This is a genomic window from Aminobacter sp. BE322 (genome assembly GCF_050433525.1).
In the GTDB taxonomy this organism is placed as follows: Bacteria; Pseudomonadota; Alphaproteobacteria; order Rhizobiales; family Rhizobiaceae; genus Aminobacter.
This window is the reverse complement of sequence record NZ_JBNPXB010000002.1, coordinates 59,129-83,587: the sequence shown is the minus strand read 5'-3', so window position 1 is coordinate 83,587 and position 24,459 is coordinate 59,129. Positions and strand designations below refer to the sequence as shown.

The 24,459-nt window shown below is 66.4% G+C and carries 27 protein-coding genes; 18 read left to right on the top strand and 9 right to left on the bottom strand.

The annotated features are described in order from the left end of the window. The first annotated feature begins 1 nt into the window (after window position 1). The 15 genes from catC (at window position 2) to J2X50_RS04385 (ending at window position 14,197) form a co-directional block, all read left to right on the top strand. Entirely contained in the window at window positions 2–292 is a 291-nt protein-coding gene (catC, locus tag J2X50_RS04455) for a muconolactone Delta-isomerase (protein WP_429092047.1), read from the top strand. Window positions 293–380: 88 nt separating this feature from the next. Next, complete coding sequence (catA, locus tag J2X50_RS04450) at window positions 381–1,307, top strand: catechol 1,2-dioxygenase (protein ID WP_429092044.1); 927 nt, start codon at window positions 381–383, stop codon at window positions 1,305–1,307. Between the two features lie 61 nt (window positions 1,308–1,368). Then, the gene (gene benA / locus J2X50_RS04445; RefSeq protein WP_429092041.1) at window positions 1,369–2,739 is read left to right on the top strand and encodes a benzoate 1,2-dioxygenase large subunit; all 1,371 of its coding nucleotides are present in this window, start codon (window positions 1,369–1,371) and stop codon (window positions 2,737–2,739) included. 93 nt (window positions 2,740–2,832) lie between these two features. Continuing rightward, the gene (benB, locus tag J2X50_RS04440) at window positions 2,833–3,324 is read left to right on the top strand and encodes a benzoate 1,2-dioxygenase small subunit (protein ID WP_347965907.1); all 492 of its coding nucleotides are present in this window, start codon (window positions 2,833–2,835) and stop codon (window positions 3,322–3,324) included. A gap of 20 nt (window positions 3,325–3,344) precedes the next feature. After that, window positions 3,345–4,364, top strand: coding sequence for a benzoate 1,2-dioxygenase electron transfer component BenC (benC, locus tag J2X50_RS04435; RefSeq protein ID WP_429092039.1), 1,020 nt, complete (start codon window positions 3,345–3,347; stop codon window positions 4,362–4,364). Next, window positions 4,361–5,149 carry a 1,6-dihydroxycyclohexa-2,4-diene-1-carboxylate dehydrogenase gene (locus tag J2X50_RS04430; RefSeq protein WP_429092036.1) on the top strand — a complete coding sequence of 263 codons (789 nt, stop codon included), beginning with the start codon at window positions 4,361–4,363 and terminating at the stop codon, window positions 5,147–5,149. The genes benC and J2X50_RS04430 overlap by 4 nt, the downstream gene beginning before the upstream one ends. Before the next feature lie 105 nt (window positions 5,150–5,254). After that, window positions 5,255–6,595: an MFS transporter gene (locus J2X50_RS04425; RefSeq protein WP_429092034.1), complete on the top strand. Its 1,341-nt coding sequence runs from the start codon at window positions 5,255–5,257 to the stop codon at window positions 6,593–6,595. A gap of 119 nt (window positions 6,596–6,714) precedes the next feature. Next, window positions 6,715–7,929, top strand: a complete 1,215-nt coding sequence (locus J2X50_RS04420; RefSeq protein ID WP_429092031.1) for an ABC transporter substrate-binding protein — start codon at window positions 6,715–6,717, stop codon at window positions 7,927–7,929. Window positions 7,930–7,975: 46 nt separating this feature from the next. Beyond that, entirely contained in the window at window positions 7,976–8,848 is an 873-nt protein-coding gene (locus tag J2X50_RS04415; protein ID WP_429092028.1) for a branched-chain amino acid ABC transporter permease, read from the top strand. 1 nt (window position 8,849) lies between these two features. After that, complete coding sequence (locus J2X50_RS04410; protein WP_429092025.1) at window positions 8,850–9,851, top strand: branched-chain amino acid ABC transporter permease; 1,002 nt, start codon at window positions 8,850–8,852, stop codon at window positions 9,849–9,851. Continuing rightward, a complete protein-coding gene (locus J2X50_RS04405; protein ID WP_429092022.1) occupies window positions 9,841–10,599 on the top strand; it encodes an ABC transporter ATP-binding protein in 759 nt (252 codons plus the stop codon). The genes J2X50_RS04410 and J2X50_RS04405 overlap by 11 nt, the downstream gene beginning before the upstream one ends. After that, window positions 10,596–11,309, top strand: coding sequence for an ABC transporter ATP-binding protein (locus J2X50_RS04400; RefSeq protein WP_429092019.1), 714 nt, complete (start codon window positions 10,596–10,598; stop codon window positions 11,307–11,309). The genes J2X50_RS04405 and J2X50_RS04400 overlap by 4 nt, the downstream gene beginning before the upstream one ends. A gap of 10 nt (window positions 11,310–11,319) precedes the next feature. Beyond that, window positions 11,320–12,162, top strand: a complete 843-nt coding sequence (pcaD, locus tag J2X50_RS04395; protein ID WP_429092016.1) for a 3-oxoadipate enol-lactonase — start codon at window positions 11,320–11,322, stop codon at window positions 12,160–12,162. A 4-nt stretch (window positions 12,163–12,166) separates the two neighbouring features. After that, window positions 12,167–13,642 (top strand): benzaldehyde dehydrogenase, encoded by a 1,476-nt coding sequence (locus J2X50_RS04390; RefSeq protein WP_429092013.1) that lies wholly within the window; start codon window positions 12,167–12,169, stop codon window positions 13,640–13,642. Window positions 13,643–13,717: 75 nt separating this feature from the next. Then, window positions 13,718–14,197 (top strand): SRPBCC family protein, encoded by a 480-nt coding sequence (locus tag J2X50_RS04385; RefSeq protein ID WP_429092010.1) that lies wholly within the window; start codon window positions 13,718–13,720, stop codon window positions 14,195–14,197. A 117-nt stretch (window positions 14,198–14,314) separates the two neighbouring features. On the opposite strand, the gene J2X50_RS04380 is transcribed toward J2X50_RS04385, so the two are convergent. From J2X50_RS04380 to J2X50_RS04365, 4 genes are all read right to left on the bottom strand, one after another. After that, window positions 14,315–14,554: a hypothetical protein gene (locus tag J2X50_RS04380; RefSeq protein WP_429092007.1), complete on the bottom strand. Its 240-nt coding sequence runs from the start codon at window positions 14,552–14,554 to the stop codon at window positions 14,315–14,317. Window positions 14,555–14,757: 203 nt separating this feature from the next. Next, a complete protein-coding gene (locus J2X50_RS04375; RefSeq protein ID WP_429092819.1) occupies window positions 14,758–15,174 on the bottom strand; it encodes a DUF411 domain-containing protein in 417 nt (138 codons plus the stop codon). 93 nt (window positions 15,175–15,267) lie between these two features. Beyond that, window positions 15,268–16,734, bottom strand: a complete 1,467-nt coding sequence (locus J2X50_RS04370; protein ID WP_429092004.1) for a multicopper oxidase family protein — start codon at window positions 16,732–16,734, stop codon at window positions 15,268–15,270. A gap of 132 nt (window positions 16,735–16,866) precedes the next feature. Beyond that, window positions 16,867–17,220, bottom strand: coding sequence for a hypothetical protein (locus tag J2X50_RS04365; RefSeq protein ID WP_429092002.1), 354 nt, complete (start codon window positions 17,218–17,220; stop codon window positions 16,867–16,869). A gap of 427 nt (window positions 17,221–17,647) precedes the next feature. Between J2X50_RS04365 and J2X50_RS04360 the strand changes: the two genes are divergently transcribed. The 3 genes from J2X50_RS04360 to J2X50_RS04350 all read left to right on the top strand — a co-directional run bounded on the left by J2X50_RS04360 (window position 17,648) and on the right by J2X50_RS04350 (window position 20,323). Next, window positions 17,648–18,346, top strand: coding sequence for a hypothetical protein (locus tag J2X50_RS04360; protein WP_429092000.1), 699 nt, complete (start codon window positions 17,648–17,650; stop codon window positions 18,344–18,346). 335 nt (window positions 18,347–18,681) lie between these two features. Further along, window positions 18,682–19,746, top strand: coding sequence for a porin (locus J2X50_RS04355; protein WP_429091998.1), 1,065 nt, complete (start codon window positions 18,682–18,684; stop codon window positions 19,744–19,746). A 16-nt stretch (window positions 19,747–19,762) separates the two neighbouring features. Next, window positions 19,763–20,323: a glycosyltransferase gene (locus J2X50_RS04350; RefSeq protein ID WP_429091996.1), complete on the top strand. Its 561-nt coding sequence runs from the start codon at window positions 19,763–19,765 to the stop codon at window positions 20,321–20,323. Here the strand turns inward: J2X50_RS04350 and J2X50_RS04345 are convergent. From J2X50_RS04345 to J2X50_RS04325, 5 genes are all read right to left on the bottom strand, one after another. After that, window positions 20,277–20,957, bottom strand: coding sequence for a hypothetical protein (locus tag J2X50_RS04345; RefSeq protein ID WP_429091993.1), 681 nt, complete (start codon window positions 20,955–20,957; stop codon window positions 20,277–20,279). The two genes, J2X50_RS04350 and J2X50_RS04345, sit on opposite strands and share 47 nt — an antisense overlap. Further along, window positions 20,944–22,122 (bottom strand): hypothetical protein, encoded by a 1,179-nt coding sequence (locus J2X50_RS04340; protein WP_429091991.1) that lies wholly within the window; start codon window positions 22,120–22,122, stop codon window positions 20,944–20,946. Before J2X50_RS04340 ends, J2X50_RS04345 begins: the two co-directional genes overlap by 14 nt. A 266-nt stretch (window positions 22,123–22,388) precedes the next feature. Then, window positions 22,389–22,559, bottom strand: a complete 171-nt coding sequence (locus tag J2X50_RS04335; protein WP_429091989.1) for a hypothetical protein — start codon at window positions 22,557–22,559, stop codon at window positions 22,389–22,391. A 36-nt stretch (window positions 22,560–22,595) separates the two neighbouring features. Continuing rightward, window positions 22,596–23,429: an ATP-binding cassette domain-containing protein gene (locus J2X50_RS04330; RefSeq protein ID WP_429091988.1), complete on the bottom strand. Its 834-nt coding sequence runs from the start codon at window positions 23,427–23,429 to the stop codon at window positions 22,596–22,598. Further along, window positions 23,422–24,459 carry an ABC transporter ATP-binding protein gene (locus J2X50_RS04325; protein ID WP_429091986.1) on the bottom strand — a complete coding sequence of 346 codons (1,038 nt, stop codon included), beginning with the start codon at window positions 24,457–24,459 and terminating at the stop codon, window positions 23,422–23,424. Before J2X50_RS04325 ends, J2X50_RS04330 begins: the two co-directional genes overlap by 8 nt.

Here is a 24,459-nt window from a genome sequence, read left to right as displayed (position 1 = left end):
CATGCTGTTCCATGTCGAAATGACCGTCGAACTGCCGCACGACCTTCCCGCCGAAGTGGCCGATCGCCTCAAGGCGACGGAGAAGGCCAGGGCACAGGAACTGCAGCGGAGCGGCAAGTGGCGGCACCTTTGGCGCATCGCCGGGCGCTACGCCAATGTCAGCATCTTCGACGTCAGCGGGCCGGGCGAGCTGCACGAGATCCTGTCCGGGCTGCCGCTGTTTCCGTTCATGAAGATCGAGGTGAAGGCGTTGTGCCGGCACGGTTCGGCGATCGCCGACGACGGCGCCTGACGCCGCAAGAGATTTCCGCCGGCAAGGGAGAGCGGGCGGGGAAAGTTCAGTCAACACGTAACAATGCGAGCCAGAAAGGGAGGTTCCCATGTCCAGCAAGCTCATTGAAAAGTCAGTCATCGACGATCTCGCCAGCCGCGCCAGCGGTCTCGACCAGCCAGGCGGCAACCAGCGCCTGAAGACCATCGCCAACCGGCTCCTGGCCGACCTGTTCACGGCCATCGACGACCTCGACGTCAGCATGAACGAGGTCTGGAGCGCGGTCGCCTATCTCGGCCAGGCAGCGCGCAACAACGAACTCGGCCTGATCATGCCGGGCATCGGCCTCGAGCATTTCCTCGGCCTGCGCCTCGACGAGGCGGAGCGCCGTGCCGGCCTCGCCGGCGGCACCTCGCGCACCATCGAAGGACCGCTCTACATCGCCGGCGCGCCGCTCTCCAAGGGCACCGCGCGTCTCGACGACGGTTCCGACAAGGGCGAGGTCGTGTTCATGCAGGGCCAGGTCCGTGACCAGGACGGCAAGCCCGTCGCCGACGCCATCGTCGACGTCTGGCACGCCAACACGCGCGGCAACTATTCGCATTTCGATCCGCAGCAGGCCGCCTACAACCTGCGCCGCCGCATCCAGACCGACGCCAACGGCCGCTATAGCTTCCGCTCGATCATGCCGAGCGGCTATGCCACGCCTCCGGATGGCTCGACCGAGCAGCTGATGTTCGCCTTCGGCCGCCACGGACACCGTCCGGCGCATATCCACTTCTTCGTCTCGGCGCCCGGCTACCGCCACCTGACCACGCAGATCAACATCGAGGGCGACGAGTACCTGTTCGAGGACTTCGCATTCGGCACCCGCGACGACCTCATCCCGCCGGTCACCCGCGTCAGCGATCCCAAGGTCCTGGCCGAGCGCCAGGTGCAGGAGCCCTTCGCCTCGATCGACTTCGACTTCGTGCTGGTGCCCGAGAAGGAGGGCGTCGTCGACACCGTGGTCGAGCGCGAGCGCGCTTCGGCCTGACAGCAGCAACCGGCGCGCCGAGGAGAAGGCGGCGCGCCAAGCTCTCGTGGAGGATTTCAAGATGCTGGACTCAATCGCCAACCGGCACATCGAGGAAACGCTCGAGGCTGCCGTGGTCGACGACCCCGCCACCGGCGCCTATCGCTGCCGGCGGGACATCTTCACCGATCCCGACCTGTTCGAGCTGGAGATGCGGCACATCTGGGAAGGCAACTGGGTCTATCTCGCCCATGAAAGCCAGATCCCCAACGCCAACGACTTCCTGACCGGCCATATCGGCCGCCAGCCGATCGTCATCTCGCGCGACCGCAAGGGCGATCTGCACTGCTTCCTCAACGCCTGCTCGCATCGCGGTGCGATGGTGTGCCGCCACAAGCGCGGCAACAAAAGCACCTATACCTGCCCGTTCCACGGCTGGACCTTCTCCAACAGCGGCAAGCTGCTCAAGGCCAAGGACCCCGACGGCGCCGGCTATCCCGAGCAGTTCAACAAGAACGGCTCGCACGACCTGACCAAGGTGGCCCGCTTCGAGAGCTATCGCGGCTTTCTGTTCGGCAGCCTGAATGCCGACGTGCTGCCGCTCGAACAGCATCTCGGCGAGGCGGCCCGGATCATCGACATGATCGTCGACCAGTCGCCCGACGGGCTGGAAGTGCTGCGCGGCGGCTCGACCTATGTCTATGACGGGAACTGGAAGCTGCAGACCGAGAACGGCGCCGACGGCTACCACGTCTCGTCCGTGCACTGGAACTACGCCGCGACCACCAACCATCGCAAGGACGCGCTGGCGGCCGCCGCCGGCGTCGACGTCACCCGCGCCATGGACGCCTCGTCCTGGGCCAAGCAGGGCGGCGGCTTCTACTCGTTCGAGCATGGCCATCTCCTGCTCTGGACCCGCTGGAGCAACCCGGAGGACCGGCCGCTGGCCGAGAAGCGCGGCGAACTGACCGAGCAGTTCGGCCAGTCCTGGGCCGACTGGATGATCGACCGCTCGCGCAACCTGTGCCTCTACCCCAACGTCTACCTGATGGACCAGTTCTCTTCGCAGATCCGCATGTACCGCCCCATCTCGGTCGACAAGACGGAGGTCACCATCTACTGCATCGCGCCGAAGGGCGAGGGTGCCGAGGCACGCGCCCGCCGCATCCGCCAGTACGAGGACTTCTTCAACGCCTCCGGCATGGCGACACCCGACGACCTCGAGGAGTTCCGCTCCTGCCAGATCGGCTACCAGGCACGGCAGGCGGCATGGAACGACCTCAGCCGCGGCGCCACGCACTGGATCGAGGGCGCCGACGAGGGCGCCAAGGCGATCGGCCTGAAACCCCTGCTGTCCGGGGCCAAGACCGAGGACGAGGGGCTGTTCGTGATCCAGCACAAATACTGGAAGGAGACGCTGGAGAAGGCGATCGGCCGCAACCCGACCGACTGATCGAGCCCCGGGCGGCGGGACCGAACGCGCCGCCCTTTCAAAGCAAAAAGCCCGCACGGCGCGGACCGAAGACGGTCCGCGGAAGGAGACGTCATGACCATTTCACGCCAAGAGGTGGAAGAGTTCCTCTATCGCGAGGCCCGCTTCCTCGACGACCGGCAGTGGGACGAATGGCTCGCGCTCTACGCCCCGCATGCCGAATTCTGGATGCCGTCCTGGGACGACGACGAGACGCTCGTCGAGGACCCGCAGACCGAAATCTCGCTGATGTACTATCCCACCAAGCAGGGGCTGGAGGACCGCATCTTCCGCATCCGCACCGAGCGCTCCAGCGCCACCAGCCTGCCGGAGCCGCGCACCATCCATCACATCTCGAACGTCGAGATCCTGGAACAGGACGCGGAGAAGCTGCAGGTCCGCTTCAACTGGCTGACCTTCAACTTCCGCTACAAGACCACCGATTCCTACTACGGAGCGTCGTTCTACACGCTCGAGAAGGGCGAGGGCGGGCTGAAGATCGCCCGCAAGAAGGTCGTGCTGACCAACGACTACATCCACCACGTCATCGACATCTACCACGTCTGACAGCCAGGGAGGATCGAGCCATGGCACACAGGATAGCCTTGAACTTCGAAGACGGCGTCACCCGCTTCATCGAATGCGACGGCAACGAGGTCGTGGCCGACGCAGCCTACCGGGCCCGCCTCAACATTCCGATGGACTGCCGCGACGGCGCCTGCGGCACCTGCAAGAGCAAGTGCGAGTCCGGCCGCTTCAGGATGGGCGACTACATCGAGGACGCGCTGACCGAGGACGAGGCCTCCGAAGGTTTCGTGCTGACCTGCCAGTTCCGCCCCGAGAGCGACTGCGTCATCAGCATCCCGGCGACGTCGGCGCTGTGCAAGAGCGGACCGACGGTGTTCGAGGCCGAGATCGCCGACGTGCGCAAGCTCTCCGACACCACGATCGGCTTCACCGTGGCGCTCGACCAGCCGGAGGCGCTCAGCTTCCTGCCCGGCCAGTACATGCAGGTGTCGGTTCCGGGCACGGCCGAGAGCCGGGCCTATTCGTTCTCGTCCTGCGTCTCGGGCGGCCGCGCCGACTTCCTGGTGCGCAACATCCCGGGCGGGCTGATGTCGACCTATCTGTCCAGCCAGGCGGCGTCCGGCGACAGGCTGACGCTGCGCGGTCCGGTGGGCGCGTTCTACCTGCGCGAGATCCGCCGGCCGACGTTGTTTCTAGCCGGCGGCACGGGGCTCGCGCCCTTCCTCGCCATGCTCGAACATCTCGACGACGAGGGCGGTCCGGCCCATCCGGTGCGGCTGATCTATGGCGTGACGCGCGACGTCGACATGGTCGAGGTCGAGAAGCTTGCCCGCTTCGCGGAAGCCATGCCCAACTTCAGCTACGACGTCTGCGTGGCCGACAAGGACAGCGCCCACAGCCTCAAGGGTTTCGTCACCGATCATTTCGGCGCGGCCGACCTCAACGACGGCGAGGCCGACGTCTATCTCTGCGGTCCACCGCCGATGGTGGATGCCGTGAAGGCGCATTTCGACAAGATCGGGGTCAAGCCGGCCTCCTTCCACTACGAGAAGTTCCTCGCGGCGGAGGCAGCGGCATGAGCGGCCGGGCGCAGCGTTTCGCCGGCAAGGCGATGGTCGTCACTGGAGCGGCCCAGGGCATCGGCCGCGAGGTGGCTACGCAAGCGGCGGCCGAGGGCGCGCATGTGGCGCTAGTCGACCGCTCCGACCTGGTCAAGGAAGCCGCGGCCGAGATCGTGGCGGCCGGCGGCAGGGCGGTCGCCATACTTGCCGACCTCGAAGGCTGGGCGGGCGCGCTGGGCGCGATCGAGCAGGCGCGCGCCGCGCTCGGACGCGTCGACGTGCTGGTCAACAATGTCGGCGGCGCGATCTGGATGCGGCCTTACGAATATTTCGACGATACGCAAATCGAGGCGGAGATCCGCCGGTCGCTGTTTCCGACCATGTGGTGCTGCCGCGCCGTGCTGCCGCTGATGATCGAGGCCGGCGGCGGGTCGATCGTCAACGTCTCGTCGATCGCCACGCGCGGCATCAACCGCGTGCCCTATTCGGCGGCCAAGGGCGCGGTCAACGGGCTGACGGTGGCAATGGCGATGGAGAATGCCGAGCGCGGCATCCGCGTCAATGCGGTGGCGCCGGGTGGCACCGAGGCGCCGGCGCGCCGCATTCCGCGCAACACCTCGGCCCAGGACGAACGCGACGCGGCCTGGATGCAGGAGGTGGTCGACCAGACCAAGGCCACCAGCTTCATGAAGCGCTACGGCACGCTCGCCGAGCAGGCCAACGCCATCCTGTTCCTTGCCTCCGACGAGGCCTCCTACATCACCGGCACGATCCTGCCGGTGGGCGGCGGCGACAGCGGCTGAGGCGGCTCGCGGCAGGGCAGGGGTCCGCGCCGCTGAACGCTTGAAAGAATGCGGCGGGAGCTTCGCCGGAACCATCGACTGCAAGTTCCCCCAGGAGGAATGAAAGTGCGAAACGCCAAACTGGACATCAGACAGTTGCTCGACGAACGGCCGGTGAGCGGCCTGCAACTGCGGGTCTTCTTCCTGTGCTTTCTCGTCGCACTGCTCGACGGCTTCGACACCCAGGCCATCGCCTATACCGGTCCGGCGATCGCCAAGGCCTTCGGCATGTCGCCGGGCGACATGACCTACATCTTCATCTCCGGCACGCTGGGCATGGCGCTCGGCGCCATGGGCCTCGGCATGATCGGCGACCGCATCGGCCGCCGCAGCGCCATCCTCGGCTCGATCGTGCTGTTCGGCGTCTTCTCGCTGGCCATCGCCTTTGCCCAGTCGCCGACCCAGATCGTGGCGCTGCGTTTCCTGACCGGCCTCGGCATGGGCGGCGCGACGCCGGTGCTGCTCGCGATGGCGGCCGAATACAGCCCCTCGCGCCTGCGCGGCGCAGTCCTCACCGGCGTGCTTCTCGGCCTGCCGGCCGGCGCCATGGTCGGCGGCGTGCTCGCCGCCGGCTGGATGCCGGTCATCGGCTGGCAGGGCATCTACATCGTCGGCGGCGCGATCCCGCTCGCCGTGCTGCTGGTCTGCCTGGCGTTCCTGCCGGAATCGGCCCAGTTCCTCGCCTCGCGCGGCCGCCCCGACGACGTTTCCCGGGCCCGCGTCCTCGTCGCCCGCATGATCGGAAAGCCGGTCGCACAAGACACGGCCTTCACCGTTCCGGCGGCGGTCGCAAAGGGGTCGGTCGGCGCGCTGTTCACCCCGGAGTTCCGCACCAGCACGATCGCCATCTGGGCCATCTACCTGCTCAACTGGATCGCCTGGTTCATGTTCCTGCTGTGGCTGCCGACGGCGCTGACCAGCATGGGCCTCGACCAGCCGACCGCGGCCCTCGGCACGGTCATGGTCAACGCGGCCTTCATCGTCTTCGCCATTCCGCTGTCGATCGTCCTGCCGCGCATCGACGTCCGCCGCACGCTGACGGTCATGTTCGTCATCGGCATCGCGGTCTGCGCCGGGCTGGCGCTGGTGAACACCAACTGGACCGTGGTCTTTGCGCTCGTCGCGGCAGCCGGCTTCGGCATCGGCGGCCAGCAGATCGCGCTGAACTACCTCATCTCCAGCACCTATCCGACCGAACTGCGCGCCACCGGCACCGGCTGGGCGATCGGTATCGGCCGCACCGGCGCCATCGTCGGCTCGGCGGCTGGCGGCTGGCTGCTGCAGGCGGGCGGCACCAGCGGCTATTTCGCCGGTCTCGCCGTGCCACTGATGCTCGCGGCCGTCGCCGTGGTCCTGGTGCGCACGCGCCGGCAGGCACCGGTGGAGGCTTTTGCCGGAGGCCATTGAACCTTTGCGCCCTGGGGCCGGCGCGACCCGGTCCCAGGGTCGATTGCGGCTGGGTGCAGCGAGGAGGAGGCCTCGCGCACCGACAACCTGTCGAACGACAACAAACGGAGGAGTGTGAAATGACCAACATCAAGTCCACAGCGCAGACCCTGGCGATGACGCGCAGGAACTTTCTCGGCGCAACGGCAGCCGGCGCCGCAGGCCTTGCCCTCGGATTTCCCAAGCCTGCCATTGCCCAGGGCGCAGCTTTGAAGGTCGGGCTGATGCTGCCCTTCAGCGGCACCTACGCCAAGCTCGGGCAGTTCATCGAGAACGGCTTCAACCTCTATGTCGAGCAGAAGTCCGGGATGCTCGGCGGGCGCAAGGTGGAGTTCATCCGCCTCGACGACGAGTCCAAGCCCGAAACCGCGACCGACAACATGAACAGGCTGGTCAGCCGCGACAAGGCCGACGTGGTGATCGGCACCGTGCATTCCGGCGTCGCCATGGCGATGGTCAAGGTGGCGCGCGACACCGGCGTGCCGCTGATCATCCCGAATGCCGGCGCCGACGAGGCGACGGGCCCGCTTTGCGCGCAAAACATCTTCCGCACCTCGTTTTCCAACTGGCAGCCGGCCCATCCGATGGGCAAGGTGGTGTATGACGAAGGCCACCGCAACGTGCTCACCATCACCTGGCGCTACACCGCAGGCCAGCAGATGGTCGGCGCCTTCACCGAAGGCTTCGAGGCGGCCGGCGGCAAGGTCGTCGAGGCGCTGACGCTGCCATTCCCGGAAGTCGAATTCCAGGCATTGATCACGCAGATCGCCACGCTGAAGCCCGACGCGGTGTTCGCGTTCTTCGCCGGCGGCGGGGCGGTGAAGTTCGTGACCGACTATGCCGCTGCCGGCCTCAAGGGCAAGATCCCGCTCTACGGCACCGGCTTCCTGACCGACGGCACGCTGAAGGCGCAGGGCGACGCCGCCACCGGCATCCGCACCACGCTGCATTATGCCGACGACCTCGACAATCCGGCCAACAAGGCGTTCCTGTCGGCCTTCCAGGCCAAGACCGGCGAGGCGGGCGACATCTACGCCGTCCAGGGTTTCGACGCGGCGGCGCTGCTGGAAGCCGGCCTCGTGGCCACCGGCGGCGATGCCTCGGCGCGCGAGGCGCTGTTTGCCGCCATGGCGGGCGCCAAGATCGACAGTCCGCGCGGGCCGCTCAGCTTTTCTCCCGCGCACAACCCGATCCAGAACATCTATCTCCGCGAGGTCCGCGACGGGCGCAATGCCTTCGTCTCGGTCGCCGGCGAAGCGGTGCGGGACCCCGCGCGCGGCTGCCGCATGGCCTGAACGGCGGGCGCCATGCGCCCGCTCCCCTCTCGGACAGGAGACAGTCATGGATATCGGCACCTTCGCCATCCAGCTCCTCAATGCCGTCCAGTATGGGCTCGTGCTGTTTCTCGTCGCGAGCGGCCTGACCCTGGTGTTCGGCATCCTCGGAGTGATCAACCTCGCGCACGGCGTCTTCTACATGCTCGGCGCCTATCTCGCCTGGTGGCTGACAGTCGCCACCGGCAATTTCGCCGTCGGCATTCTTGGCGCCTTCGCCATCAGCTTCGTCGTCGGGATGGCGCTGGAGAGCGTGTTCATCCGCAGGCTCTACGGCCGCGACCACCTCTCGCAGGTGCTGCTCAGCTTCGGCCTGATCCTCGTCGTCGACGAACTGCGCCAGATGCTGTTCGGCCGCGACGTCCAATCGGTGCCGCTGCCGGAATGGCTTTCCGGCTCGCTGCCGCTGACCGACGTGCTGAACTATCCGGTCTATCGAATTGTCGTCAGCCTGTTTTGCCTGGCGATCGCTGTCGGCATCTTCCTGGTCATCCGCCGCACCAGGATCGGCATGGTGGTGCGCGCCGGTGCCGAGAACCGCGAGATGACGCGCGCGCTCGGCATCCCGTTCGACAGCGTCAACCGCTACGTCTTCGCCGTCGGTATCGCGCTTGCCGCACTGGCCGGCGCTGTCATCGCGCCGATCTCGACGGTGTTCCCCGGCATGGGTGACGGCATGCTCATCCTGTCCTTCGTGGTGGTCGTGCTCGGCGGCATCGGCTCGGTGCCGGGTGCCGCCATCGGCGCGCTGCTGATTGGGCTGATCGACACCTTCGGCAAGGTGTTCATGCCCGAACTCGCCGGCATCCTCGTCTACGTGCTGATGGCCGCGGTTCTGATCGTGCGTCCCACCGGCATCCTCGGCAAGCGGGAGGTCTGAGATGCAACCCCTGTCTTCGCGCACCCATCTTGCGCTGCTTGCAGCCGTCGTTGCAGCGGCGATGCTCCCGGTGCTGGTGCCCGACTACTACGTGCAGTTCGCGGCCAAGGTGCTGATCCTCGGCACGCTGGCCATGGCGCTGAACCTCGCCGTCGGCTTCGGCGGGCTGGTCAGCCTCTGTCATGCCGCCTTCTTCGGCCTGGCCGGTTATGCGCTGGTGCTGGCCGCCCCCGAATACGACGCGCCGTCGTTGCTGCTGACACTGCCGCTGGCGGTGGCGGTTGCCGCCGCCGCGGCGCTGGTCATCGGGCTCCTGTCGCTCAGGACGCGCGGCGTCTACTTCATCATGGTGACGCTCGCCTTCGGCGAGATGCTGTTCTTCCTGTTCCACGACACCCCGGTCGGCGGCGGCTCGGACGGCCTGTTCCTGTACGTCAAGCCGGTGCTGTCGGTGGGCGAGACGGTGCTCGTCGACCTCGACAATCCCGTGACCTTTTACCTTGCCGCCCTGGCAGCAGCGGCAGGGACGTGGTGGCTGATCCGGCATCTTCTGTCGACGCCGTTCGGCGACGCCCTGACGGCGGCGCGCGACAACGAGCGGCGGGCGCTGGCGCTCGGCATCCCGGTGTTCCGCGTCCGGCTCGTCGCCTTCGTGCTGTCGGCCGCGCTGGCCGGTCTCGCCGGCTATCTCTCGGCGGCCCAGTTCGGCTTCGTGGCGCCGCAGATGCTCGGCTGGCATCTCTCCGCCACAGCCCTGGTGATGGTGGTGCTCGGCGGCACCCGCCGCGTCGCCGGGCCGCTGGCCGGCGCCCTGGTGGTGACCGGGCTCGAGGAGGGGCTGAAGTATTTCATCGACGATTGGAAGCTCGTCTACGGCCTGATCATCATCGCGCTGGTGCTGGTCGCGCCCGGCGGTCTGCAGGACCTGGCACGGCTCGCCGGCCTCGGCAGGCGCGCAGGCACGCCCGCGCTCAACCTGAAGGAGGCGAACAATGCCGGCTGACGTTCTGGAAGCCCGTGGCCTCGGCAAGCGTTTCGGCGGGCTTACCGCCTGCGCGGACGTTTCGCTCAGCGTGCGCGAAGGCGAGGTCCATGCCGTCATCGGTCCCAACGGCGCGGGCAAGTCGACGCTCATCAACCTGTTGTCGGGAGATCTCAGGCCGACCGACGGCAAGATCCTGCTCGATGGCCGCGACGTGACCGCGAGCGGGCCGCACCAGCGCTGCCAGGGCGGCATCGGCCGCTCCTACCAGAAGACCACGATCTTCCCCGACCGCACGGTGTTCGACAACGCCCGGCTGGCCGCGCAGGCGACGCGGCCCGGGGCGCTGGCCATGCGCTGCGACGGCAAGCGCCGCGCCGACGTGCGCGAGGCGGCGATTGCCGCGCTCGCCGAGGTCGGCCTCGAAGGTCGCGCCGACACCCCGGCCCGGTCGATGAGCCATGGCGAACAGCGCCAGCTCGAGGTCGCCATGGTGCTGGCCACAGCACCCCGGCTGGTGCTGCTCGACGAGCCGCTCGCCGGCATGGGGCACGCCGAGGCGCGCCGCATGACCGGGCTGATCGCCTCGCTGAAGGCGGGCAGGGGCGTTCTCCTGGTCGAGCACGACATGGACGCGGTCTTCGCCATAGCCGACCGGCTGACCGTCATGGCCGACGGCAAGGTCATCGCCTCGGGCACCGTCGACGCCGTCAGGCGCGATCCGGTGGTGCGGGCCGCCTACCTCGGAGAAGCGGAGGAAGTGGCATGAACATGCTCCTGACAGTCGAGCGGCTCGAGAGCTTCTACGGGCCGAGCCAGATCCTCCACGGCGTGAGCCTCGCCGTGCGCCCCGGCGAGCAGGTGGCGCTCATCGGCCGAAACGGCATGGGCAAGACCACCTTGCTGCGCTCGCTGATGGGGCTGGTGCCGCGTGTCCAGGGAACCATCGAGCTGAACGGCAGTTCGATCCGCGGCAAGAAGCCGGAGGCCATCTCGCTGGCCGGCGTTGCCTTCGTGCCCGAGGGGCGTGGCGTCTTCGGCTCGCTTTCGGTGATCGAGAACCTGGTCATGGCGTCGCGCGCCGGCCGCAACGGCAAGCGCGGCTGGACGCTGGAGCGCGTGCTGCAGGTGTTTCCGCGCCTCGCCCAGCGCCGCGGCAATGGCGGCCACCAGCTTTCCGGCGGCGAGCAGCAGATGCTGACTATCGGCCGGGCGCTGATGACCAATCCCGACATCATCCTCATCGACGAGGCGACCGAGGGTCTGGCGCCGCTGGTGGCGGAAGAGATCTGGAAGACGCTCGCCGTCATCCGCGGCGAGGGCATCGCCACCATCGTCGTCGACAAGGACATCAAGAACCTCGCCAAGGTCGCCGACCGGATGGTGGTGATGTCGAAGGGAGGCGTCGAGTTCGACGGCACGCCGGTCGAGCTGCTGGCGCAGCCCGAGCTGCTCGAACGCCATCTCGGCCTGCACTAGGGCGCACATCATGTCATTCGCCAGAAGCAACGGCATCGTCCTCCATTTTCGCCGCGCCGGCCGCCGGGGCGGCCCCCGGATCGTCTTCGCCAATTCGCTCGGCTCGGACCTGGCGATATGGGACGAGGTCGCCGACGCGCTCGCCGCCGATTTCGACCTCTTGTTCTACGACAAGCGCGGCCACGGGCTGAGCGAGGTCGCACGGTCACCCGGCGGCATCGCCGGCCATGCGGACGACCTCATCGGGCTGCTCGACCATGTCGGCTGGCAGAGTGCCGCCCTGTGCGGCCTGTCGGTCGGCGGGCTGATCGCGATGGAGCTCGCGGTGCGGGCGCCGGAGCGGGTGGAAAAGCTGGTGCTGATGGACACGGCGGCCAAGATCGGCACGCCGGAGGCCTGGAACGCCCGCATCGAGGCCGTGCTGCAACGGGGCGTGGCGGCGATCGGCGACCAGATCATGGAGCGCTGGTTCTCCGCTTGCTTCCGCAAGGCCGAGGCAGATGCCTTCGCCGGCTGGCAGCGGATGCTGGAGCGCACGCCGGCTGCCGGCTATGCCGACACTTGCCGGGCGCTGCGCGACGCCGACCTGACCGGCGCGATCGCCGCAATCGCCGCGCCGACGCTGGTGATCGCCGGCGAAGAGGACCAATCGACCCCGCCGGAACTCGTTGCCGACACGGCGCGGCGAATTCCCGCTGCGACCTTCCGCACGATTGCCGGCGCCGGCCATCTGCCGTGCATTGAGCGTCCGGGCGAGGTGGCCAGCCTGCTGCGCGGATTTCTTTCCAGGAATGGGCGGCTCCATGCCGCCAAGCAGGGCGGCCAGGCGTCGCAACCACAAGACAAGGAGTGAAAAGATGGACAAGGCAGTCTCATCCCCCAGGCTGATCAAGGGCGAGCACGTCGACGGGACCGTCTATTCTGACGGCTGGCAGCGGACCAATCAGGCGGCCGACATCGTCGAGCCGGCGACGGGCGCGGTGCTCGGCCGCATCGGCATGGCATCGGCCGGCAATGTCGCCAAGGCGTCGGCGACGGCGGCCAGGGCGCAGCGCGACTGGGCTTCCGCCAGCTACGATGCGCGGGCGGCGGTCATCCGCAAGGCAGCAAGCCTGCTCGAAACGCACTTCGCCGACGTGGTCGAATGGCTCATCCGCGAAAGCGGCTCGGCGCGCGGCAAGGCCGAGTTCGAGACGCAGCTCAGCATCAAGGCGCTGAACGAGGCGGCAGCACTCGCCTCGCAGCCACAGGGGCTGGTGCTGCCCTCCGAAACCGGCCGGATGAACCTCGCCCGCCGCCGCCCGCTCGGCGTCGTCGGCATCATCTCGCCGTTCAACTTCCCGCTCTACCTCGCCATGCGCGCGGTGGCGCCGGCGCTCGCCGTCGGCAATGCCGTGGTGCTGAAGCCCGATCCGCGCACGGCGGTCTGCGGCGGACTGGTCTTTGCCGCCCTGTTCGAAAAGGCCGGCCTGCCCGAGGGGCTCCTGCATGTGCTGCCGGGCGCCGGCGAAGCGGGTGCGGCACTCGTCGCCGAGCCGAACATCGCCATGATCCAGTTCACCGGCTCGACCAAGGCCGGCCGCATCGTCGGCGAGAACGCCAGCCGGCATCTCAAGAAGGTGTCGCTCGAACTCGGCGGCAAGAATACGCTGGTCATCCTCAAGGACGCGGATCTCGAGCTGGCGGTGAAGAACGCCGCCTGGGGCGCCTGGCTGCACCAGGGCCAGATCTGCATGTCGTCCGGCCGCATCCTGGTCGAGGCGCCGATCTTCGAGGCGTTCATCGAAGCGCTCGCCAAAAAGGCGAAGACCTTGCCGGTCGGCAATCCGGCGACGGACAACGTCGCGCTCGGCCCGATCATCAACAAGGCCCAGCTCGACCATATCGACCGCGTGGTGAAGACCTCGGTCGATCAGGGCGCGCGGCTTCTGGCCGGCGGCACCTATGACAAGCTGTTCTACGCGCCGAGCGTGCTCGCCGGCGTCAAGCCGGGCATGGCCGCCTTCGAGGAGGAGGTGTTCGGGCCCGTCGCCTGCGTCACGTCCTTCAACGGCGACGACGAGGCGGTGGAACTCGCCAATCGTACCGAATACGGCCTGTCGGCGGCGGTGATCTCGCCCGACATCGGCCGCGCCATGGCGATCGGCGACCGGCTGCGCGCCGGGCTGCTGCACATCAACGACCAGACGGTGAACGACGAGGTCATCAACCCGTTCGGCGGGGTGGGCGCTTCCGGCAACGGCACCAGCATCGGCGGCCCGAGCAACATAGACGAGTTCACCCAATGGCAGTGGCTGACGATCCGCAACGCCCCGCCGGCCTATCCGTTCTGAGCGATGACCATGCCCGGGGCGGCAATGCCGCCTCGGGCGCCTATACATCGAAGTCAAATTCATGGAGGAGGAACCATGCACACGAACACCGTGACGCCGGATCGCGCAATTCTGCGCTATGCATCCCGGATCGCCCTCGATGCCGCGCCGCAGCGGGCCTGGGATGCGATCAAGGATTTCGACGGCATCCATCTCTGGCACCCGGCAACCGAGGGGACCGTGCTGCTGGTCGGGGAAAACGGCAAGCCGCTGGCCGTCAGGGAATTCCAGGTGAAGGGCGGCGGCTTCGTCATCAGCGAGCTGCTGGCCTATGACGAGGCGCGCAAATGGTACCGCTACCGCATCGTCAAGACCAGCCTGCCGCTCAGCAACTATGTCGCCGAGATGTGGGTGGAGCCGGGCGAGGCGGGAGGCAGCGTGGTGCTGTGGTCGGGCGAGTTCCAGCGGCCCGCCGGCAGCGCCGAACCCGCCGAGGCCGACCGCGCCACCGCGGCCCTGGTGCGGGATGTCTTCGAAGGAGGACTGGCGAACCTGCCGGCCGTCACGGCGCGCTGAGCGCGGCTCGCTTCAAGGCTCGGCGGGAACTATCGTATCGGTGCTGTGGTTGGAAGTGTACCGAGCCAGGCGAATTGATCGCTTCGGCATGCCGGTCACTTCAATCGAACCGGTTCCTCAGTGGGTTGGTCGCTTGCCGCGGGCGGCGCCGGGAGCCGGAACTCCGCGGCCGGGCTCGCCTGGTTCTGCGCGCAGGATGATCCTGTAGGCGGCGTTGGCGCCTCCGCTCTCCGGACCGCCGCAGAGACACTCCAGCGCGCGCAGCAGCAGTTCGGCGACGTCATCCTGTCCGATGCTGATGGCCACCCTGAATGCCGCGACGATCGCTTCGTCCAGCGCAGGTTCTTGATGTGCCATGGCTCCGGCTTTCATAGTTCAAAGGTGGGCCTTTCGGCTGCTGGAAGGTCAATGGCATTTTCAGCCATCTCATTGCGTCGAACGCCCGCCATCGCGTGCCACGAGGAGACCCGTGGGCCTCCTCGAAGTCAGAGTGCCGGCACTGCGGCCCGTCACAAGAGAGGCGGATGCCCTGAGAAGTAACTCATCCTGTTCATCGCCCGTCATTCCGTCGCATAGACCGCAGGCTCTCCGCCGGTCTTGGGAAGGGCATAGACAGTGAAGGGCTCGGTCTTCTCGCCGCCCATGCCCGGCGATCCCATCGGCATGCCGGGAAGCGAAATGCCGGCAATTTCGGGCCGCTCGGTGAGCAGCTTCTCGACGATCTTCACCGGCACGTGGCCGTCGACGACGTAGCCGTCGACGAAGGTCGTGTGGCAACCCTGGAAGTCGGCCGGCACGCCGGCCTTGCGGCTGATCTCGGCGAGATCGTTGCTCGGCTTGACCTCCACCTCGAATCCATTCTGGCGCAGATAGTCGGCGTAGCCTTCGCAGCAGCTGCACTGCGGGTTCTTGTAGAGCACCGCCTTGCGCACCTCGGCGGCATGGACGGCGGTGAGGCTGGTTGCGAGAAGAGCCATGGTGGCGAGAATTCTAAGCATTTTTGTCTTCCTTTCGATGTCGTTGATCGAGTTGGCGGGGGCGGGTGAAATCTGTCGTCATGTCCTCTCCAGCTATTCCACGCGGAGAACCGTCATCAGGCCGGCGGTCTGGTGGTCGGTGACATGGCAATGCAGCATCCAGTCGCCGGGGTTGTCGGCGACGAAGGCGATGTCGACGCTGTCGTCGGGAGCCATGAGGACGGTGTCGGCCCACTGGTTGTTGGGGACGGCCACACCGTTCCGGCTGAGTATCCGGAAGCTGAAGCCGTGCAGGTGCATCGGATGCCACCAGGCGGTCCGGTTGCGCAGGGTGACGAAGTGGCTCCGCCCTCTTGCGAGGGTCACGAGCGGCTGCATTCCGGCGTGACCGTCGCCGGTCATGGCGGTGCCGTTGATCGACCAGACGGCCTGGCCGTGTGTCGTGCCGCCCATGCCGCCGGACATCATCTTGCCCATGCCCTGCATGCCGGCGCCGCCCTGCATGTTGTTCATGCCGGGCATGCCGCCCTCGAGCAGCAGCTCGTGCCGTGTCGCGTCCCGGACATCCGGTTCCGGCAGCGGGTTGGGCGGCAGGCGGAGCGGCGCATCGAGCGGGTTTTCGCGCAACGGCGGTCGGCCGGAGTAGGCGAGGCCGGTCAAGTCATAGGCGAGCCCTGCGTAGAAGTCGTCGCGGATCGCGTAGCGCTTTCCCGGCTCGCCCTGCATGTCGATGACGAGATCGATGCGCATGGCTGGACCGAGCAGCAGGCGGCCATCCGCCGGCTCATGCGGATCGCAGGGCTGGCCGTCGACGGCGACGACGACGGGCCTGTGGCCCTCGAACCGCAGGGCCATGATGCGGGCGAGCGAAGTGTTGACGAGGCGCAGGCGGATGCGCTCGCCGGCCCGCACTTCCAGGTCGGCAGGCGCTCGCCCGTTCAGCGTCACCGTGTTGCCGACGCGGCCCGACATCGCCGCTTCCATAGGGTTGCCGAAGCCGGGGGCGATCTGCCCTTCCGTGTCCAGCCGCCAGTCGCCGAGCACCCAGAGAAGGTCGCGGTCGACCTCGATCGGCTCCGCCTCCTCGACGATCAGGGCTCCCGCCAGGCCCCGGCCAAGCTGCTGCAGGCTGTTGGCGTGGGGGTGATACCAGAAGGTGCCGGCATCGGGCGGCGTGAACGCGTAGAGGAAGCTCTCCCCCGGCCGGATCGGCGGCTGGGTCAGGCCCGGCACGCCGTCCATGGCATTCGGCAGCCTGATGCCGTGCCAGTGGACGGTCGTGTCTTCGCCGAGCCCATTCTCGACCTGGATGCGGACGGGCACTCCCTGACGCAGGCGTATCTCCGGGCCGGGGATTCGCCCGTCGTAGGACCAGACGGCCGTTTCCGGAGCGTCGCTTCCCTTCAGGCGAGCGCGGCCGGGAGCCGGCCCAATCCGATATTCCGTCGTCGGCGCAGCGTTCCCCGCACTCGTCTTCAGGCCAGTGGCCGCGACGGCAAGGCATGCACCTGCCCGAAGGAGGGCCCTCCGGGACATGCCGAAATTCAACAAATCAGTCATTCCAAACCTTCCGCATTGGTCGTGCATGGGCGGTGCACAGGCGAAAGCCTGGCCGGCCATGGGCAATTCACATCAGGCCCAGCAGGGGGCGGATGTTTGCGACACGCTCGGAAGCCCTGGGGGCTTCCCCGTTCAGATCAGCGCGAAAGGTTTGGGAGGATGAGGGTCGGGAACCGCCGCTCGTCCGTCCGGCTCGGCCGACAGGCTCGGAGCCGGTTCGGATTGCGGCGCCACTATGTCGTAGGCAACGGGTGTGGGCAACAGGCCCGCAAGCGGAACAGCACAGGCGTAAGGACAGGGCATGGCCTTGCCGTTGTCCGTCCCCTTGTCCGGGCATCCGATGCAGTCGCCGTCCATCGGCATGCTCATATCCGACATGGTCGTCATCTTGACCGACATGTCGCTGGCCTGGATGGGAGACACGCTCAGCCCGGCGGCAAACATGACCGCCAGACAGAAAGCCAATGCGCGCCTCAGACCGAGCATCCCGGAATATTATAGTGCCGGAGACGACTTCTCAATCCGTCGTGATGCGACGCGGCGGCGCATCGGATCTCGTTGAGAGCGGCCCTGTTCGTCGACAATGCTCGCGACATCGTCCGGATCGACCATGTGGACCGCCTGGAAGGCGTTGTAGGCATGAATTTGTGTACCTGCTGGGCAGGTCGACCGCCCGGGCGGGGACGCCTGGGTGATCATGGAAGGCGACATCGAAGGGAGGAAATCGATGAAGTGGTTCCGAGCAGAAGCCGCAATGGCGGCCGTTGCGCCATTCGCCATTGCAGCAGCGCCGTTGAACTAGCAGCGGCTATCGATAGCCGACCGAGGGGATCCGGAGCTCCAAACAGTCAATTGAGCTCCAGGACAGGCATTCGAGATCCACCCACCCAAAGAAGTGGAGGAATAGACCAGCATGAATGAAGAGATTCAATCTCGAATTACTAATATAATAGATGATCTGACGGTGTCATTATCAAATGAAATAAAGAAGATTGTCAACAATGACGTATTTCATTTTGATGGGTATCTCGCCGCTGGAAAAATCCCTGGCGAAAGCGGGGCGACTGCGGATTGTGCCTCGCAACTGAGCCTGCAATCCCTGGAGGGCATGCGGCCTGACCTGGCAACCCTGGCGTCGCAGTTCGTTCGTGCGCTTGCCGCAGAGGCCGCGCGAATGGCGAACGACGGCGGTGGCGCCAACAGCCCGGCCGCGTCGACGACCGGCACTTCATTCCCAAATCAACTGAGCAGCGGCGACCTGGAAGCGATGGTCATGGAGGACTGGGCGGGTCGCGTGGCGGGCTCGACCTATCTGGAGGAACACCTTCGGATACCGCGATCGACCCTGCATCGGTGGTATCGCGGCAACGAAGTCGTCGCCTTGCGCAAGGGCCGCCAGCGTCATGTGTTTCCGCTGGCCCAGTTCGTCGACGGAAGACCCGCGTCGGGCATTCGCGAAGTGCTTGCGCATATCCCGCATCCGCGGCTTGCCTGGTTCTGGATGATCCAGCCTTCGCCCAGGCTCGGCGGCCGCATTCCGATCGAGCTGCTCAAGCAGGACATCGTGGCCGACGTCATAGCCGCGGCGAAGGAACATTCCGCCACATCCTGATTGTCGTCAGCATGCCGAAAAGCCACGAGAATATCTGAATAGAGCGCACGGATTGTAATTTAAATAATAAACGTTCCGTTTGTTCCAAATGTATATTATGTATTATTCGTACAGAAAATGTGATCTTTATGTCACTATTATATTAGAATCATATACAATATTTCGAGCTTAATGATGTTTTGTTTTTGAAGAATCGCAGCGGCTGTATATGGAACCATTCCTGGAAATGGAGATCGATCTGATCGCGTTTCCAGTCGCCGAGGGCGCGGGAGGTATTTCTCGAATTGAGAAAAGGTTTCGTGCCGTTGTTTATTTCTTTTGCTTGAGGATACTTGATGGACATCAAGAGACTTGCTCTCAGTTCCGCTGCGGCCCTGCTCGCAGTTTCCGGCGCCCGTGCGGCCGACGCTGTCGTCGTCGCCGAGCCGGAACCGATGCAATACGTCCGCATCTGCGACGTCTATGGCGCGGGGTTCTACTACATCCCCGGCACCGAGACCTGCCTGAAGGTAGGCGGCCTGGTTCGCTATCAGATCGACTGGTCGGACAACGATGACGGGTGGCGGAAGTACTCGGCCGCGCGCCTGAAGCTCGACGCGCGTTCGGAGACCGAATACGGCACCTTCCGTCGCTACATCGAGCTGCACTGGCAGAACGACGGCGGCGAATTCACGCCCACCTACAGCGACACCACCGCCATGTGGATCCGCTATGCTTACTTCGAGCTCGGCGGCCTGATGATCGGCCGCAACGACACGCTGTTCGACGGCGGCGTCGACGGCGAGTTCGACAAGGGCGGCGGCACCTTCATCAACCAGATCCGCTATACCTTCGACGCCGGCAACGGCATCGCCGTGTCGGTCGGCCTGGAAGAAGAGCGCACCAACTACGACTACGTCCCGCTCGTCACCGGCAAGGTGTCGATCGCCCAGGGCTGGGGCTCGGTCAACCTCTATGCCGGCTATGACGATCGCTTCTCGGAGGTCGCGCTCAAGGGCATCGTGAACGTCAAGGCGACGGACGCCGTGACGCTGCAGGCGATTGCCACCTACGAGACGGGCGCGACCTGGTTCGGCCTGCTTGCCCCGTATTCCGGCTACGAGTGGTCGGTCGGCGGCTACGTCAAGTACACCGTCAACGACCGCCTGTCGGTCGGCGCCGGCGGCCAGTACTTCGGCGACCGCCACGCCGGCGACTTCGCCACCAACGAGACCGTCGAACTCGGCAACGACGACTGGGCGGTCGGCGCCGTCATCGACTACAAGATCGTCGAGAACCTGAACGCCAAGCTGGCCCTCAACTACAATGACGGCGACAGCTACGAGGGTATCGATCCGGTCACCGGCGTGGAGCGCGACGGCTCGTTCAGCGGCTTCCTGCGGCTCGACGCCTCGTTCTGATCATCTGATGCAATGAATGGTGCAAACCCGGCGGCAACACGCCGGGTTTGTTCTTTTGGGCGACCTGCCTCAAGGCGGTGCCTTGCTGAGCCGGATGGAGGCGGACGGCAAAGTAGGCAGGCTGCTGGTTCGACGACATTTGCACGCGACGCGGGAACTTTTCGGCGGCGTTGTCGATTTGAATCGGATGCGGAACCAGGCGATCCAGATCGTGCGGTCGAGGCGGAAACCGCCTCGATACTCGTTCGTCATCCCGGTCTACAACGAAGAGGAAGTCCTGCCGCTGCTGGTCGAACGCATCGGCGAGCTGTTCTGCCGGCTGGACGGCGAGGCGGAGGCGATCTTCGTCGACGACGGCAGCCGGGACGGCAGCGTGGAGCACCTCAGGCGCTCCCTGGAGCATGAACCGCGGTTTCGGCTGATCGAGCTCTCCCGCAACTTCGGCCACCCCGCGGTGCTGGTCGGATGGCTCGGGCTGCCTCCGGCATTGCCCATCGTCCTGACGTCGCTGCTGGTCCCCGTCGTCAACTTCATCCTGCTGAGCCGATGGGTGTTCGCGGGCCGGGAGCGCCGGTAGCCCGGCTCCGTGCCACGGGCTCGTCGAGGCGCAGCGAGATCAGCTTGATCGCGCGCTTGTAGATGTCGCTGGCCGAGCGGTTGGGCGGCATGGCGTCGGGATATTGCAGGGTGACGTCGAGGATACTGCCATGCGCGAGCGCGGCCGACGGGACGGCAAAGGAAACCATCCTCGTTTCCGGTCCCTTGAGGCGGATCTCCCCGGCGACAATGCCGTTGACGAGAAACCGCACCCGCTGCTCGAACCGGGGCGGACGGAGAACCGGCGTGAGTTCGAGCGTGGCGACGACGGTGGTGCCCACGCCAGGGAGTTCCAGGCGAAGCCTCGAGTTTTCGCCCAGTGAATGGGTGCCGTCGCCGGCCGGGCCCGACCAGCCGCAGACCTTGAAGCCGGTCGCGCGCTTTTCTCCGTCGCGGCGAAACGAGATCGTCTCGCCGAACATGTAGCGTGCCGAGGAATCGCGATTGAGGCAGGTCGTGGTCCGGTCGATGTAAAAGGCGCGGTAGTCGGCGTCGACGCGGGGATTGAGCGCGACCGCCAGGATGGCTGCCTCGGCCGAGGCCAGCGAGGCTGCCGGCGCGTAGCCGCCCAGCCGGGCGAGCCGCAAGGCGCGCGGGCCGCTATACCAGGGCAAGGTGGCCTCCCATCCAGGCTTGCGTCACGAGGTAGCATCCGACTAGTGCAAGGACCAATGCCGCCAGCCAGAGCGGCGCGGGGCGTGACATGAGCTGTGCCGAGAGCATGATGAGCGGGGCGAGGGCGCCGACATATCTGACCATCGACGACAGGTTGGTGATCAGCGGCAGGACGATGCACAGTGCGCAGAACAGCGCCGCCTCATACTGCCGCCGCAGCGCCAGCGCCGCGCACAGCGCCAGCCCGACGATGACGGCGAGCGCGCTCCATTGCGGCGCGCTCGGCAGGAAGCCGCCTTTCGGCATGGCCGAGATCCCCTCCCACAGATAAAGGACAGGATTGCCGGCAACGCGGCCGAATGCACGTTGCACATGCACGAAGGCAAATCCGTCGCCGACCGTGACATGCAGGAACAGCATGTAGGCGAACAGGCCAAGGGGCGAGACGAGGATCGCGACCAGCAGCCGCGGCCTCGCCAGCACCCAGGCGGGAAAGGACGCGAGCGCGGCGGTCGGGTGGTGCGACCGGTAGTCCTGGTACATCCTGATGACGGTCGCGACGACGATGAAGACCCCCACCAGCCGCGTGGCCGACAGGAGCGCCGAAAACGCGCCTGCGGCGAGGTAGTTCGGGCGTTTCAATGCCAGGAAGACGCAGGAGGTCAGCAGGACGAAGAGCGGCTCCGTCAGCACGCTGGTGAACTGAAACGACAGCGGACCGCCGAGCAGGAAGGCTGAATAGAGCGCGTAGGCCCTGAGGTCTCTCTCGAGCAGCGGCCAGGCGGCCAGGCAGGCGGCGTAGGCGGCAGCCATCGAGGCAAGCACGGCGGCCCAGAGCAGGGGCAGGGACGATAGATCGCCAAGGCCCCTGACCAGCAGCGGATACAAGGGGAAGAACGCCCAGCGCCCGACATTGCTGCGGTTCGGTATCGGGAATCCTTCGTAGCCCTTCTCCGCGATGCCGAGATACCAGGAGCAATCCCATCTGCAGAGCGCTCGCATATAGGCGGAAAGGCCGGGCTCGTCGGACAACGAGACGAAGGCCGCATAGCGGAGCGCCATGCCGGCAAGCAGGAACAGCAGCGGAATGGCGAGGACGGTCGCCAACTCGGCATGGCGCTTCGAGACCGACTGCAATCTCGGGATGGCCGGCTCGGTTGTCACGCCATTGCCTCTTTTACGGTAGCGACGCACTCACGCCGCGGCAGGCCCGATCGCTCTCTCCCGAGTTGTCTCGCGCGGCCGGATCTGGCGACACTCACCAACGGCGCGAAGGAACTCTGGTTCCCGAAGCGAAGTCAGTGGGGCCTATGGGAAGGTGGGGCCTGGATGAAATGCGCCTCACAGGGAAACTGCCAGCCGCCTCACCGGCAGGGATCGCGCGGGATCAGTTCCCTGCGCCGTGCCGGCCATGGTCGGCAGGCCGCCCGCTATTCGATGATCTGGACGATCTTGCGGGTGCCCGGGTCGACCAGCACGGTCCGGTTGTCGACATAGCTGTAGCTGGCGCCGAGGTCGGACGCATCCGGTGGCGTAATCTCGATCCGACACCTGCGGTTCGCGGATGAAAGCCGATGGTGCCGGTGGCTTTCTCGGCTCAAATGCACGCGCCAAAGTGTTCGGCGCGCAGAGTGGGACTATGCGCCAATGCCGGCGTTCGCCGGACCGGCCGGCACCTTCACCTCGGGCATCGCGCCGATGAGCATGCGGGCATATTCGCTCTTGGGGGCGTCGAAGATATCGGCGCAGTCGCCCTGTTCGACGATTTCGCCGCGGTTGATCAGCGCCACGCGGTCGCAGAGATAGCGCACCACCGCCAGGTCGTGGCTGATGAAGAAGTAGGTCAAGCCGAGACGATCCTGAAGTTCGCACAGGAGGTTGAGGACCTGAGCTTGCACCGACACGTCGAGCGCCGAGGTTGGTTCATCGAGAAGCAGCAGCTCCGGTCCCGAGGCGAGGGCGCGCGCGATGCAGATGCGCTGGCGCTGGCCGCCCGAGAACTCGTGCGGATAGCGGTGGAGATGCTGCGGCCCCATGCCGACGAGCGAAAGCAGCTCGGCGGCGCGGTCGCTGCGCTGCTTGCCGGTCAGCCCCAGGGTTTCGTGGTGGATCACCAGGGGCTCGGTGACGATATCGTAGACGGACATGCGTGGATTGAGCGACGCATAGGGATCCTGGAACACGATCTGCACGCGGGAGCGCATCCGCCTGAGCTCGGCGTCGGAAAGCCTCCCGAGATCCTGGCCCTGCACGCGGATGCTGCCCGAGGTCGGCGTCTCGAGATGCAGGATCGAGCGGGTGAGCGTCGTCTTTCCCGAGCCGCTTTCGCCGACCAGGCCGAAGCTTTCGCCCTTGCGGACGGCGAGCGAGACATTCTTCAGCGCATGGACCTCGGCCGACTTGCCGAAGATGCCGCGACGTCCGGGATAGATTTTCGAGACGTTGTCGATTTCGAGCATGATGTCACTCATGGACAAGCGCCTCCATCTCGGCCACGCGGATGCACGCTGCCGAATGATCGTTGCCGACGGGGACCGGCGCCGGCACGGCCGCGGTGCAGGCAGGCAGTGCGAACTGGCAGCGCGGGGCAAAGCGGCAGCCCGGCGGCGGCGTGATCAGGTTCGGCACCGAACCGGCGAGCCCGCGCAGTTCACCACGTTTGGTTTCGCGGGTCGGGATCGCCGACATCAGAGCGCGCGTGTAGGGGTGGACCGGGTTGCCGATCACCGCCGCGACCGGACCGCTTTCGACGATGTTGCCGGCATACATGACCGCGACGTGGCTGCAGGTCTGGGCGACGACGCCGAGGTTGTGGGTGATGAGCACGACGCCCATGTCGAAGTCTTTGACGCTGTTCTTGATGAGTTCGAGGATCTGCGCCTGGACCGAAACGTCGAGCGCCGTCGTCGGCTCGTCGGCAATGAGAAGGTCGGGGCGTCCGATCAGGGCCATGGCGATCAGCACGCGCTGGCGCATGCCGCCGGAGAACTGATGCGGATAGTCGTCGAGCCGCGCCAGCGCGTTGGGGATGCCGACGCGCGCCAGCATCTCGCCGGCCAGCTTGCGTGCGGCCTGGCGGCGTTCGCGCCGGCCGGCACCCGCCGGGCAGCCGATCACGCCCGGATCGTGTTCGGCCGCGGCCAGCGCCACGTCGACGAGCTGTTCGCCGATGCGGAAGGCCGGATTGAGGTTCGTCGTCGGGTCCTGGAAGATCATGCCGATGCGCTTGCCGCGCAGGCGCTGCATCTGGGCCGGGCTGAGCTTGAGCAGGTCCTGGCCTTCGAGCAGGATCTCGCCCGCGCTGTAGTGGGCCGGCGGCGTGGGCTGCAGCCGCGAGACCGACAGGCCGGTGAGCGACTTGCCGCAGCCGCTTTCCCCGACGAGACCCCAGATCTCGCCCCGGTTCACGGTGAGGTTGATCCCGTTCAGCACATGCGCCCGGCCGTCGAAGCTCGACATCCTGAGGTGCAGGTCGCGGATCGAAAGGAGAGGAGGGGTCAT